General features: G+C 45.6%; 10 protein-coding genes and 2 pseudogenes. 3 read left to right on the top strand and 9 right to left on the bottom strand.

Features of this window, described 5'->3' with window-relative positions:
• Positions 1-33: 33 nt before the first annotated feature.
• The gene (locus RH85_RS17640) at positions 34-1632 is read left to right on the top strand and encodes a phospholipase D family protein (protein WP_006714072.1); all 1599 of its coding nucleotides are present in this window, start codon (positions 34-36) and stop codon (positions 1630-1632) included.
• A 61-nt stretch (positions 1633-1693) separates the two neighbouring features.
• On the opposite strand, the gene RH85_RS17635 is transcribed toward RH85_RS17640, so the two are convergent.
• From RH85_RS17635 to RH85_RS17595, 9 genes and pseudogenes are all read right to left on the bottom strand, one after another.
• Positions 1694-4402, bottom strand: coding sequence for a hypothetical protein (locus RH85_RS17635; RefSeq protein WP_006714071.1), 2709 nt, complete (start codon positions 4400-4402; stop codon positions 1694-1696).
• 246 nt (positions 4403-4648) lie between these two features.
• Positions 4649-5768 (bottom strand): annotated as a pseudogene (gene rnd, locus RH85_RS17630) (ribonuclease D).
• Between the two features lie 70 nt (positions 5769-5838).
• Positions 5839-7557, bottom strand: a complete 1719-nt coding sequence (gene fadD, locus RH85_RS17625) for a long-chain-fatty-acid--CoA ligase FadD (protein WP_006714068.1) — start codon at positions 7555-7557, stop codon at positions 5839-5841.
• Between the two features lie 129 nt (positions 7558-7686).
• Complete coding sequence (locus tag RH85_RS17620; protein WP_006714067.1) at positions 7687-8532, bottom strand: alpha/beta fold hydrolase; 846 nt, start codon at positions 8530-8532, stop codon at positions 7687-7689.
• Positions 8533-9090 carry a Slp family lipoprotein gene (locus RH85_RS17615; protein ID WP_006714066.1) on the bottom strand — a complete coding sequence of 186 codons (558 nt, stop codon included), beginning with the start codon at positions 9088-9090 and terminating at the stop codon, positions 8533-8535.
• A gap of 47 nt (positions 9091-9137) precedes the next feature.
• Entirely contained in the window at positions 9138-9440 is a 303-nt protein-coding gene (locus RH85_RS17610; protein ID WP_005595937.1) for a hypothetical protein, read from the bottom strand.
• Between the two features lie 40 nt (positions 9441-9480).
• Positions 9481-10182, bottom strand: a complete 702-nt coding sequence (tsaB, locus tag RH85_RS17605; RefSeq protein WP_006714064.1) for a tRNA (adenosine(37)-N6)-threonylcarbamoyltransferase complex dimerization subunit type 1 TsaB — start codon at positions 10180-10182, stop codon at positions 9481-9483.
• Between the two features lie 8 nt (positions 10183-10190).
• The gene (locus RH85_RS17600) at positions 10191-12122 is read right to left on the bottom strand and encodes a DNA repair helicase YoaA (RefSeq protein WP_006714063.1); all 1932 of its coding nucleotides are present in this window, start codon (positions 12120-12122) and stop codon (positions 10191-10193) included.
• A gap of 215 nt (positions 12123-12337) precedes the next feature.
• Positions 12338-12538, bottom strand: a complete 201-nt coding sequence (locus RH85_RS17595; protein ID WP_006714062.1) for a hypothetical protein — start codon at positions 12536-12538, stop codon at positions 12338-12340.
• Between the two features lie 200 nt (positions 12539-12738).
• Between RH85_RS17595 and purU the strand changes: the two genes are divergently transcribed.
• Positions 12739-13572 carry a formyltetrahydrofolate deformylase gene (gene purU, locus RH85_RS17590; protein WP_006714061.1) on the top strand — a complete coding sequence of 278 codons (834 nt, stop codon included), beginning with the start codon at positions 12739-12741 and terminating at the stop codon, positions 13570-13572.
• 234 nt (positions 13573-13806) lie between these two features.
• Positions 13807-14088, top strand: a pseudogene (locus tag RH85_RS17585) (hypothetical protein); the annotation flags it as partial.

Genomic DNA, 14088 nt, shown 5'->3' with positions numbered 1-14088 from the left:
AATCTCCCTATCGTCAGGATGACTTCGCTCTCTATGTTTAGATCACAACGCACTATATTCCACACTACGCCTCGCCGCTCTCGGCGTCGTGGTTTTTATATTTTTACCACTTTGCTGCTACTGATCGGCGTCTTGATTGGCACGGCATTGTATTCGCATTTTTCTCGTCCCGATGCCGCAGATAAATTACCGTCCTTTGCGATCCCACTTGATTCACAGGGCTTTCTAGGCCAGCTTGCCGATCACTACGTCAGCGAAAATAACAACACCTCCACATCATTAACTGGCTTTTATCCTCTCAGCGACGGGCAAGAAGCCTTGCTTGCGCGAATCGCATTAATTGAAAACAGCCAGCACACCCTAGATTTGCAGTACTATATCTATCGTGACGACAGTACTAGTTCACTGCTAACTCACGCTATTTACCAAGCGGCAGAACGCGGGGTTAGAGTTCGGATTTTGCTTGATGACATGCAAACACGTAGCGATAGCGATATGGCCTCCCTTGCCGCTCATGATCATATCGAACTGCGTTTATTTAACGCCTTCGATAACCGTGTACTGCGCTTACTCGACTTTGTTACTGACTTTGGTCAGATGAATCGACGTATGCACAATAAGGCACTGATCGCTGACAATGCTTTTGCCATTGCCGGTGGGCGCAATATTGGTAACGAGTACTTTGCCGCCAACCACGACGTCGATTTCGGTGACTTTGACCTACTGCTTGCAGGCAGCAGCGTGCACGATATTAGTGACCAGTTTGACCTCTACTGGAATAGTGCACCGGCAACCCCGATTGAAAGTGTGATTGAAGTAAACCAAGCTCCTACGCCAGAGAAAATTACTCACTGGCAACGCCAACTGAGAAACCATTTCAAAGGCTCAGAGTACTTGGCCAACATCAATCAACTACCACTCATGAAAGCGCTGAGCAACGAAACGCTACCGCTCTATTGGGGAGCAGCGAAAGTCTATTATGATCAGCCGAGCAAAGTTTATCGCCCAGATAACAACGATTTGATGCTGCATTCATTGAGCGATATTTTAAGCCAAACCAACACTTCACTTGTGTTAGTTTCTCCTTATTTTGTCCCAACCCAAGCAGGAACAGACCTATTGGTGACCGCTGCGGACTCAGGTGTTGATATTACGATCATTACTAACTCACTCGCTTCCAATGATGTCTTTGCCGTGCACGGTTGGTATGCAAAATATCGTAAACAACTGCTTGAAGCGGGCATTAACTTATATGAAGTTAAAACCGATCCACAAGCAAAGAAAAACTACTCTTGGCTCGGCAGTTCAAGAACCAGTCTACACGCTAAAACATTTGTTATTGACGAGAGTGAGATTTTTGCAGGTTCATTCAATTTTGACCCACGCTCAGCCTTCTTAAACACTGAAATGGGCGTACTCATCCACTCACCAGAGTTTATCGCTGACACACTAGTTAATGTGGATGATGTTTTACGCAAAAGTGCTTATAAACTCACTCTCGATGCTGATAGCAACATCAGTTGGCTTAATCAACAAACAAATATCCGTTACGACAGTGAACCGGATACCAGTCTTTGGCTGCGCATTGGGGCATGGGTAGCGGGTGTTCTACCTATTGAAACTCAGCTCTAATCGGAACATATCGAACAAATAACAAAAGAGCTTCCATTTGGAAGCTCTTTTGATTTACGGATTAATTTTGACTCTCAAGCAGTTTTTCTACCGCCCTGCGCACTTGAATCGAATCATCACACAGGAATGCTTCTAAGCTCGTTCGATAACTGGTGATATCACCTGACGCTAACATTTCAAGCAGTTTTAGGCGGTTCTCTACGGTTAACCACTCTTGTAGATCAGGAATTCTTCCCTCTTTGGCTAAGCGTTGAACAAAATTCGCCGGTTTACGAGCCTCATGAGTCGCAAAATGCAGCAACATCAATTCACTCACACCAGCGCGATCAAGCCAGTCTAGCGCCCACTCTTCTTGTGCATAAAGCAGCGCCATACCATAGCTTTCTTTACTGATGGTATTGTGGCCTAAATGCTCATCACTCCAACGCTCGGTTAAACTCACCTCGCTGTTGATAATACGCTGAGCAACATAGGCGTCCTCAACAGTGTGGCAGCACACCCAATGTAAGCCTCGCTTGCCTAGTTGACTGAAGAACACTGCGAGACGCTGCGCTTTTTTCTCGGGTAGCAACCAGATAAGATCGGAAGGCCCAACTTGCTTTCGATAAGAGGCATACGGGTCCCAACCTTGCAGCTTTGGCACACCAAGTGCTTCTGGGCTCAACGACTCTCCCCCCTCACCAGACTCTAAATAATCAAGGATCTGAGCGCTAATTTTGGTTGCTTTTTCTTCATCTAACTTTTTAATCAAAGCTGTGATTAACGTCGATTGGAACCAATTCTCAATCGGCAACTCAACCGCCGGATTCACCACTCTTGCATGCTGAAAAAATAGGGCTATTTGACTTGGGTAACAACGCTCAAAGGATTTGAGCAGTTTTTCTCGTTCGGCCCATTGATGACGACCTATCATACTGTTGTCATCAGATTCGGCCCAAGCAAATGCTTTGACACGTTCACAATAGTACTGCCAAAAACGGGCATCCGCTGGTCGATAAGAAGCAACATCTTGATACGCCAATAATAGGTAAACATCGATATCCGCTTGAGCCACCCCTGTTGCGTGCAAACGCTCACTAATCTGCTGCTCTAATTCGACGCTGTTCACCACCGCATACAAAGGATAGTCGGCCCAAAAACTGAAGACATGCTCAATCACACTCTGCGGAGCAATGGCATTCCATAATTGCCAATGGCGTTTTACTAAGATGGCTAAATCCGATTCAAGCTCGCCACTGGCAAAGGCTTCCATTAACCAAAATAGCGTTAAGATGGCGCGCTGATAGCCATCGTAATGGTTTAGCAATGCATAGGCAGGTTGCGTTGGACTAATCATATCGCCAGCTCGACCGCCGTCGCAAAATAAACGGCTGCCCAACAAAGTGATCATTTGTGCATCATCGCTAGCGCAATCCACTTGAGTTAACCACGTCCGCACCTCCTCCTTTTGCGCCTTATCTAACTCGGAAAATCGTATAAGTGGATCGGTTAAAGCCATCGGCAAGTGCTCTTCAAGCCATTCAATCAATTCATACTCTTCTGGCTCGTTTTCCATATGATCATTGAGACGCCATGTGGCATAAAGGCACCCGCCAAGATGAGTCGGCAAGTGTTCCGATATCAACTCGTCTAGACCTTTGATTTTATCGTCTATATTGTCCAATCGACTCTGCGTTATTTTTTCTAAGCGGGGGTTAAGCGGCAAATAACATGAACGCCACTCTTGTTCTGACCATACCTCTTCTAACGGGGTCTCCTCTTCCTCTTCTGGTTCCTCATCACGAATTCGAGTATGTTCCCATTGTTCATAGCGGTTCTCCTGCTGACACGATGCCGGTACCTGACTTAAATTAACCCCAGGATATTCCGCTTCTATTTGCTCAAGCAAACCGATGGCTTCTTCATCAACACGCAAACCTAAAATCAACTGCTGCTTTACTTGGTCTTGATACTCTTCGTGTTGATAATACGGCGCTTCTACCTGCCAAAGACCTAAGCTGTAATAAAAACTCAATGTCGGATGCTCTAAGTCCCACCCCGGCGTTGATAGTAGAGGTTGTTGACTCAAGCGCTTGATCAATTGCTGCTTGAACCATGGATAATCCTCTGGATGAGCCACAAAGTGACTAAGTAGGTCCGTTTGATGTTGATAGCCATCACGATCCATATAGAAATGACGACGAAGATTCTCTGCATCTGACCAAATATAAGCTTTGATTAGATCGCGGCTCCAACCAAGTTCATCGACCAGTGCCATCAACATATCAAACGGCACTGTCCAAGACTCGGTATTCCAATAAGGCACCACAAAGCTACTTAGATAAAAACTATGAGCAGGATTCACCTTGGCGAGCAAAAACAGCGCTTCGATACCAAAAAGATTATTAGCACTAAGCATTAAGTCACCGTAATCGTTACGGCTACGTGAAAAATCCACCATTGCTTGCGCGGTCAACTCTAACTCTGGCTGTAACTGCGGAAAGTTGAGTGCGCAAGCAAATAGCACCGGCTCGCTCACATACTTTTTCTTTTCATGCATTCGATACGCATTGAAGACACGATTGACCAAATTACGATTAGCCCCCGCATCATCCACCTTTAACGCTCGCCCAGAAGGATCAACAAATTCTATGTTAAACAAGGTATTCATATGAAGTCGAAATGCGGTGCCATCGACTAAGCGTTGACGATACTCACGAAGCGCACTTGCAATGCTGTCGGGATCATGGGGATCAACCGAAATAAAAACCGTTTTATCGAATTCTGACATGACACACCTTAAAGCTCTCGTTGGTTAGAAAGAGTATTTATTCAAATAGATAAGATGCGCAGTATAGGCTTCAAGTCGCATAAATCTATGACGTGCGACACAGCTATCGGACTGCACTGAGAAAAACTGACCAATTGCACAATAAAGCAGCACTAACAAACTCAAACTATAAAAAATGGCCAAGTGCTTCAACACTTGGCCATTTCTGTAATGTATTCAATTTGAATAGAGACTCGACGAGAAAACTTATTTAACCAGCTTATCGAGTTTTTCACCGAGCAGCTCTAAACGCCAGCCTTGCATCAAATCAGGGCGCTTGGCTTCATCACGATTACGGCGCCAAACCCAAGTTAACAAGCTATTAAGTTGTTTTTTAGTACGCAAGAAATTCTGTGGCTAAACCGCTCTTGTCAGACGCTTTTTTCACTTCATCTTTAAGCACTTTGAACAGTTGCTTATAACCCGGCATATCCATCAGACGCTCAATGCTTTCTGGATATTGGTCTGCCGGTGTTTCTTTAGCCGCTTTGACTAATGAAATAATACGTGCGCTGTGGCGCTGAGCTGAACGAGGATCAACCCCTTCTTGCTCCATTTGATGACGATTTTGAATACCTAAACGCGCGACGGTCAATAAGTCATTTTCTTTGAAGACAAAGTTTAATGCGAGATCACGACGAATCGCTTCTTTATAACGCCATGCTGCTAAAGGTTTAAGAATTGCCAATTCGCGCGGTCTTAATTGCCACGCACCTTTAATATCAAGATACGCTTTGTCAGTATCGACTTGTTTGATGCGCTTTGACGCAATTAAAGCACACTCTTGTTTTGCCGCAGGCCACCAGCCGGTAGGTTCAAGCTCGCTGAGTAGTTTTTCGTACAAAGGCTTCAGGTAGTGAACATCAGCCGCCGCATAGTCGAGCTGCTTTTGTGTTAATGGACGAGCCATCCAGTCTGTACGTGATTCGCTTTTATCTAGCTCTACGCCTAAATTAGCATTGACCAACGCAGCAAAACCGGTTGAAAGGCCATTGCCTAAAAATGCCGCCATAATCTGTGTATCAACCATAGGTTGCGGCAAACAACCAAAGCTATTGTTGAATACTTCTAGGTCTTCACCGCAAGCATGCAAAACCTTAGTCACAGAGGTGTCTTGTAGTAGATCGACAAAAGCGCTCATATCGTCAATCGCCAGAGGGTCAATCAATGATAACGTTTGGCCATCAAATAGCTGAATTAAGCCTAACTGAGGATAAAAGGTTCGGGTACGGACAAATTCGGTGTCTAGCATCACGGCTTCTACCGTTCTTGCTTGCTTACAGACAACTTCTAGCTCGGTACTCTGGGTAATAATCTGATAGTTCACTTAATTCTCGCATAAAAATGCCGGCTACATGAGCCGGCATTCTATCACTAAATGTTCGCGGTTGCTTGGCTTACTCAGCGTTTGCTTGCGCCGCTTTTTCTTGTGCCGCTTTCGCTAGATTTGCGTCGTTTTCTTCACGCAAAACTCGGCGCAAGATCTTACCTACGTTGGTTTTTGGTAGTTCATCTTTGAACTCAACCAATTTCGGGATCTTGTAACCTGTCATATGTTGACGACAGTGAGCGATCACTTCTTCTTTAGTCAAGCTAGGGTCACGTTTAACCACATACAGCTTAACGACTTCACCTGAGACTTCATGCGGTTGGCCAATCGCAGCCACTTCCAACACTTTGCCATGCAGTGACACCACATCTTCAAGTTCATTCGGGTAAACGTTAAAGCCAGACACCAAAATCATGTCTTTCTTGCGGTCGACAATGTAGAGCAAGCCTTCGCTATCAAACTTAACGATATCGCCGGTTGATAGCCAACCATCTTCGGTTAACACTTCTTTGGTCGCTTCCGGACGCTGCCAGTAGCCTTGCATCACCTGTGGGCCACGAACTTGTAGCTCACCTACTTCAGTATTGGCTAGCGCATTGCCTTCTTCATCGACAATTCGCACTTCTGTTGAAGGCACTGGTAGGCCAATCGCCCCTGTGTAATCGGTCAGGTCGTACGGGTTGCCTGTCACCAATGGTGCACATTCTGTTAAGCCGTAGCCTTCTAGCAGGTGAACACCCGTGATTTTCTTCCACTTGTCAGCCACGCCACGTTGCACAGCCATACCACCGCCAACAGACAACTTCATATTGTTGAAGTTTAGCTCGTGGAAGTCTTCGTTGTTCACCAAAGCATTAAACAGCGTATTTACCCCAGTGATAGCAGTAAAGGCGTATTTTTGTAGCTCTTTGATAAAGCCCGGAATGTCACGCGGGTTGGTGATCAGTAGGTTGTTACCACCAATTTCAATAAACAGTAGACAGTTTACCGTGAGCGCGAATACGTGATAAAGCGGCAGTGCAGTGACGACTAATTCACGACCTTCTGAAAGCACAGGACCATAAGCGCCTTTGGCTTGCAGAACGTTTGAAACCATATTGCGGTGAGTCAGAATCGCGCCTTTTGCTACGCCAGTGGTACCACCGGTGTACTGTAGAAACGCAATGTCATCACCTGACATGAAAGGTTTCACGTATTGCAGGCGACGACCTTTGTGCAGCGCTTTACGCATTGAAATCGCACCCGGTAGATCGTACTTAGGTACCATGCCTTTCACGTACTTAACCACGAAATCAACCAAGGTGCCTTTGGCACGTGGCAGCATTTGGCCAAGGCTGGTCAAGATCACATGTTTAACCGGGGTGTTTTCGACCACTTGCTCAAGCGTATTGGCAAAGTTAGAAACAATCACGATCGCTTTTGCACCCGAGTCATTCAATTGATGCTCAAGTTCACGTGGGGTATATAAAGGGTTAACGTTAACCGCAATACAACCCGCACGTAGCACACCAAACAGCGCAACTGGGTACTGCAGTAAGTTCGGCATCATCAGTGCAACACGATCGCCTTTTTTAAGCTTAAGATCGTTTTGTAAGTAAGCGGCGAATGCACGGCTGCGCTCTTCCAATTTACGGAAAGTCATCACAGAGCCCATGTTCATGAATGCTGGCTGATCAGCATACTTTTGTACTGATTGCTCAAACATTTCAACCAGTGATGGGTACTGATCTGGGTTGATGTGCTCAGGCACTTCATTTGGATAACGAGACAACCAAGGTTTATCCACGATAACTACTCCTCGAAAAAATCAGGTGTGGTAATAACATAGAGAACGAACAACGTTTATAGCACGTCATTTATAATCTCAATTACAACACAGGCGAAGGGTTCGAGCACGAAACACTCAAACACTTGTTTAAATTTTGTTAACTAAGCCAAAAATCCGCTCTGCGACGGCTTGTGGCTGCTGTAAATGGCAGTGATGTCCACCTTCAATGTAGACAACATCAGAGAAGTTGTCGCTATCTTGCTGGAGACGATCATAACCGGTTGTCCCCAAGATGATCAGTTGTGGACAAGCGATCTGTTGTCGAAACTGCGCAGCATGCGCATCAGCCATGCGATACAAAGATTCACTTTGCAGTTTTACATCGTGTCGCCAAGCCCAACCATTTTCACCTTCAATCATCCCTCGCCAAACCACTGGCTGAATGTGTTCTGCCAGCAACTGGTTCACTCTGACGCGCACAGCGATGGCATCATCCAAGGTAGAAAAAGTACGGAGAGGCTTATTACGAATACGTTGACGGCTTTTAATACCTGAACGTAAACGTGTCACGCAGTTGTGCGGTTCTTCAGCCAATGGACCATTGCCTTCGATCTGCACTAATCCTGCTACTTGTTCAGGAAAGGCGGCACTATAGCAACTTGCTAACAAAGCACCAAGGGAATGTCCGACTAACAACAACTTGTTTGGCGAAATATTAGCCAAAAGCTGGTAAAGGTCGTCTAAATAGTCGAAAAACAGATAAAAGTTATCGGCAGATTTATGACTGGATAATCCATGTCCCGGTAAATCAATCGCACAGATATGCAGATTAGGGTCAAGGTTGATCAAAGCCTCTATGGTGGTTTGAAAACTGGCGGCATTGTCTAACCAACCATGCAGTAAGATCACCGAACAAGACGCAGTTCGCACATCGCCATATTCTAGCGCCGCGATAGCACCATAGGAGGTGGTATATTGGGAGCTTCGCAGCATCTATCTCACTTCTTGGATCACTCTGCCTTGGCGAGTATTGTAATGGATATCACGACAATGAATACTGCGGCAAGGGTACATGTAACTACCCACTTCATCGACAATGACTCGCTCTTCAATGCGCCACAAATGGTAGCCAGTTGCTTGCATGACTGGGAAATCATAATCAAACTGCCCCACCTTACCCTTCTCAGATCCGTCAGCGGCCCCTAACAATGTCACGAGGCGGCCTTTACTCAAGGTAACAGGATCGGCAAAGCCTTCTACGTAAGCAACGAAGCGGCCATTAGGCTCTTGATTAATGTCGGGTTTACCTGAAGCATTGATGGGTAGATTGACCACTTCGATACGCGTCTGCTGAGGCAGATTTGTGACCGCGGCAATAACGCCACCAAGACGAAGTTGATAATTTGATTGAGGTGCTGATTGCCAAGTTTGATAATCCGTAACGACATCTGGATTAGCTGTCTTGAGATTTTCAGGCAGAGAAGCGCAACCTAACATCGCGATGGAGAACAAGCCAACCGTAACCAATCGAACTAAAGGTGAAATCATCATATTGCTATCGCTCTTGGTGAACTCTGAATGAGTCTTCAATATACGTCTTAGATATAGATATCGACACCGAGCATTTGGATCAGTTCATCCCTTTTGGCCTGATTCATGACTCGCATATACTCTTCTAGTGCTTTACGGCTGCGACCTTCAGGAAGATCGTATTGAATTTGTGCTTTGTGAATATCCGATTCTTGGACATGACGAATGGTATGCGCAACCGCATTAGCCACCTTTGATGGTTGGCTCGTCGATTGCTGACTTTGCGATTTATTAATCTTGCTTTGTTTACTGGCCTTATTGGCTTTCTTTGGGCCAGGAATCGCAGCCGGTAATCCATTAATCGACACCATACTATTCGCCATTATCCTCCATTAATCGCTCACAACAAGGCTATTCGCGCCCTGGCAGTTTTTTCCACGCAACATTATCACGTAAATAAACAGGCGTTGAGTCTTCAACCGCAACGGCTTCACCGTTTGCTAACGCAAACTGTGCAATGTGCACGATATCTTGTGCATCTGGGTACAATACACCACCATCAACGCGACCTAACGGTAAAGTATCCATCGCTTCTTGGTATGCCGCCCAACCTGTGCCAACGGTTGCCCACTCAGACTCATCTGCTTGGATTTGCTGCACCAGTTGATTGGGCGCAATCACACACTCTTGATCGACAGCAATCCATGAGCCGTTCTCCTGACGACGGTAACGCCCCCAGTACACCTCGCTCATGCGCGCATCAATCGCGCTAGCTACTTGCGTTGCACCATTTAAGCGGTAGGCTCCTTGCGCCATCGCTTCCAATGTTGAAATAGCCAACATCGGTAAATCTGCGCCAAATGCCAAGCCTTGTGCGATGCCAATACCAATGCGCACACCGGTAAAGCTGCCCGGACCACGGCCAAAAGCCAATGCGTCAAGATCAGTCAAACTGATGCCCGCTTCTTTCAACACTTCATCGACCATAGGAAGAATCAATTTTGTATGGTCACGAGGAGCAACGGCACTACGGCAGTAAACTTTGTCGTTCATTAATAAAGCAACCGAGCAATTTTCCGTTGCGGTATCTAGGGCAAGAATTTTTGCGCTCATTCAATTCTCTAATCTTGGTTATTTGTGTCTGAAATCTGTTGAAGAAAGTCTTCTATCGCCCCCAAATCTCGCGTACGAGGAATGGGCGGTAAACTGCCTAGGAAAACGCCACCATAATCACGTGTTACCAATCGGTTATCACAAATGATCAGCGCCCCTTTATCTTTCTTATCACGTATTAAACGCCCAACGCCTTGCTTAAGTGTAATCACCGCATCGGGTAATTGAACCTGCGCAAAGGGATCGCCACCTTTAAGTCGGCAATCTTCGATACGTGCTTTAAGCAACGGGTCATCAGGCGCGGTAAACGGTAGTTTGTCGATAATAACACAGCTAAGGGTGTCACCTCTAACATCAATACCTTCCCAAAAAGCACCAGTGGCTACCAACAAAGCATTCCCGAGTTCCATAAACTCGGCTAGGGTTTTCTGTTTGCTGGTTTCCCCTTGCATCAAAACAGGCACCGTAAGCACCTCTCTAAAACGCTCACCTAAATCGCGCATCATGCTGTGCGAAGTGCAGAGGAAGAAACATCGGCCTTGGTTTTGTTCGATCAACGGCGCAAGCATCGTCACCAACTTTTCCGCCATCCCCGGGCTATTAGGCTCTGGCAGGTAGCGAGGTACGCACAAGCGCGCCTGACTTGGGTAATCAAAAGGGCTCGGCAATGAAAACTGCGCTTGCGGCTTGATACCTAATCGTGAGGTAAAATGCGAAAAATCACCATTCACCGCCAAGGTCGCAGAAGTAAAAATCCACGATCCTTGTTTGAGTTCAATTTGCTCATTGAACTTATCCGCCACACTGAGCGGCGTTATGTGCAAACTAAAATGGCGCGGCGTGGTATCAAACCAATAAGAATAACCGGTGATCGATACATCACAAACACGATCAATTCGACCCTTGATGGTATGGGCACGTTCAAACGCGGTATCAAGCAGTTGGCATCGCCCTAACGCAATCTTTAGTACTTCTATGGTGAAATCAATTGCCTCACGCACTCGTTCTAGCTCACGTGCGATAGAGGGCGATTTAATCGCTTCACGCCAGTTACCACGGAATCCTGGTTCACCCAATACAATGCGCAAATCCATTGCGGATTGATTAAGTTTTTCCGCCACTTTTTGCAATTGACGCATATCTTTCGCTTCGGTGCGGTATGCAATCTCAATATCTTTGCTTAATTCTTGTATCTGACGACTTGAGACAGACTGACCAAAGTATTGACTGGCAATATCAGGCAACTGATGCGCTTCATCAAAGATAAATACTTCAGCCTCAGGAATCAGTTCACCAAAGCCCGTTTCTTTGATTGCTAAATCTGCGAAAAATAGATGATGGTTAACCACAACCACATCGGCATCTAATGCGCGTTTACGTGCTTTGAGCACGAAACAATCAGTATAGCTAGGACATTCCTTGCCTAAACAATTATCGTTGGTTGAAGTAATCGTGGGAATCACTGGGCTATCTTCGGCGATTTCATCACAATCGCCTAAGTCACCGGTTTTGGTCGCAGAAGACCATGCGCGAACCTTTACCAGCTGCGCCAATAAGGTTGGATCGGCATGATTCCCATGGCTCTCAATCATTTGGCGGCTAAGACGATCCAAACATAAATAGTTTGCCCGCCCTTTCAGTAAGGCGACTTGGCCATAAAAACCCAACGCGCTGGTCATCAACGGTAGATCACGATGAAAAAGCTGCTCTTGGAGGTTTTTCGAGCCGGTACTAATAATGGTTTTTTTACCACTCATTAGCGCCGGGACAAGATAAGCGAAAGTCTTACCGGTACCCGTTCCAGCCTCGATCACCAATTGGCCTTGTTCTTGAATCGATTTTCTAACCGACTCAGCCATATCGAGCTGAGCTTGGCGCGGCTGAAAGCCCGGTATTGCTTTACCGAGGGCGCCATCTTGAGAAAAGGTTTTTGAAATCATGCAAACGCAAAGTGGTCACAAAAAAGCAAGTATACCCTAATACCCGCCTTGATAGTGAGAGTCGTAGAAGGATAAGAAACAGGCGAACAAATTTAAACCAGACAGGAATGAACAATAATAAAAACGCGCCTCTTAAAGAGCCGCGTCGGTGAATTCTAACCACACACTCGCAGGAACAAAATCCTCTTCGCTTCGCGTGAATGTTTCAATAAAGGCTATCTTCTATGCAGATAGCGCGACAACCAAGCTGGACCGTCAAAGTCATTTTGACTATCAATCATTGCTCTCGCCGCTTCACTTGGAGACGCTTTGCAGTCCCATTTCTCTGTGAGTATTGTTTGATCTAATTCACAATCACCCAGCAGTGCGTTCACTCGTTCTGAATATAACTTACGGGCTAATAGTTCTTTATCCATACCTACCACCTTAAGACGCTCAATTGAGGAAAGAAATCTTCAACTAACTCGATAACCAACTCTGTTTAAAATAGATTATTTGTTGAATTCAAGACGATATTAGTTTAATTGTTAGTCAATTATTGAGGGATAGCTCACTCTTCGGAAGCCCCGAAAAAATTCACCATCCGAAAAAAATAAATCACGGAAGTAAGAACAAAATGGAAAAGAAAACACTGCTAACCCATTGTAGTGACGCACCTGGGCTGATTTCTAAGATCACCAACATCTGTTATAAACATCAGCTGAATATTATTCACAATGCCGAATTTGTTGATAATCCAAGTGGTCACTTTTTTATGCGTACCGAATTGGAAGGATATTTTAATGATCACACCTTCCTTGCCGATCTCGATCAAGCACTGCCGAGTGGCGCAAAGCGTAAATTAGTCGATTCGAGCCGCAAACGCGTGGTTATTCTAGTCACAAAAGAAGCCCATTGTCTTGGCGATATTCTCATCAAAAATTACGATGGTAGCCTGGATATCGATATCGCTGCGGTTGTAGGCAACTATGATGCTCTGCAAGGTCTTACCGAGAAATTTGATATTCCTTATCACTGGGTCAGTCATGAGGGGCTTTCTCGAGAAGAGCACGAACAAGCGATGCTCAAAGTGATCAATCAGTATGACGCTGACTACCTTGTGCTTGCCAAATACATGCGTGTATTAACACCAAGCTTTGTGGAAAACTTCCATCACAAGATCATCAATATTCATCACAGCTTCTTACCAGCATTTATTGGCGCAAAACCATACCAACAAGCGTTTGAACGTGGTGTAAAAATCATTGGTGCCACCGCACACTTTGTGACTAACGATCTCGATGAGGGGCCGATCATCAAACAAGATGTTATCCCAGTCGACCATACCTTCAGCGCCAAAGACATGGCTCAAGCGGGTCGAGACGTCGAAAAAAGTGTTCTAAGCAAAGCACTTAATAAAGTGGTCAATGACCATGTCTTTGTTTACGGCAACAAAACCGTCATCCTATAACCCCAGCCATCCGTGAACGTCAGCTGGATCGTTTTCACACGATATCAGCTGGCATTTCCATCCTCAGAGAAAATCCGCACCGAAAGCAGTGAAACGTTTGCGTTCTCAGCATATGATTGACGCGCGTGGTAATTTTTACGCTTTAATAGAGCATTACCCGCCGAGCTTTTCACCATCAATGGAGCCAAGCTTGCGCCTTACAACAATAAATGAATCATATTAACGAGTCACAAGATGAAAAAAACACTCCTTATCGCTGCGCTTTCAGCCGCATTGTCGTTCCCAACAGCGCTGCTGGCTGCGGAACCTGTTGAGTTTCAAAAAATCCCACAGATCATGAGTCAATTTGATTCAGCGGATCTGTATGTCAAAAAAGCCCCGACGTTAGGCCGCCTACCGAAACAACAAGAACTAGGCCAAGACTTTCCGACTTACGTTGCTGATGGCAAAGGTGGTTATACCCTCGAAACCAACAACGTCATGACCAAAGATGTGATTGTAGCGAGTATGCATATA

This window comes from Vibrio ichthyoenteri ATCC 700023 (assembly GCF_000222605.1).
Lineage (GTDB): Bacteria > Pseudomonadota > Gammaproteobacteria > Enterobacterales > Vibrionaceae > Vibrio > Vibrio ichthyoenteri.
The sequence above is the reverse complement of the archived record's forward strand: the minus strand, read 5'-3'. Positions and strand labels throughout refer to the sequence as shown.

Bases quoted from the DNA above. Each gene is read 5' to 3' on its own strand.
- tsaB (WP_006714064.1), bottom strand. From the start codon at position 10,182: ATGAGCGCAAAAATTCTTGCCCTAGATACCGCAACGGAAAATTGCTCG.
- RH85_RS17635 (WP_006714071.1), bottom strand. From the start codon at position 4,402: ATGTCAGAATTCGATAAAACGGTTTTTATTTCGGTTGATCCCCATGAT.
- RH85_RS17610 (WP_005595937.1), bottom strand. From the start codon at position 9,440: ATGGTGTCGATTAATGGATTACCGGCTGCGATTCCTGGCCCAAAGAAA.
- RH85_RS17640 (WP_006714072.1), top strand. From the start codon at position 34: ATGTTTAGATCACAACGCACTATATTCCACACTACGCCTCGCCGCTCT.
- RH85_RS17595 (WP_006714062.1), bottom strand. From the start codon at position 12,538: ATGGATAAAGAACTATTAGCCCGTAAGTTATATTCAGAACGAGTGAAC.
- RH85_RS17620 (WP_006714067.1), bottom strand. From the start codon at position 8,532: ATGCTGCGAAGCTCCCAATATACCACCTCCTATGGTGCTATCGCGGCG.
- RH85_RS17615 (WP_006714066.1), bottom strand. From the start codon at position 9,090: ATGATGATTTCACCTTTAGTTCGATTGGTTACGGTTGGCTTGTTCTCC.
- purU (WP_006714061.1), top strand. From the start codon at position 12,739: ATGGAAAAGAAAACACTGCTAACCCATTGTAGTGACGCACCTGGGCTG.
- RH85_RS17600 (WP_006714063.1), bottom strand. From the start codon at position 12,122: ATGATTTCAAAAACCTTTTCTCAAGATGGCGCCCTCGGTAAAGCAATA.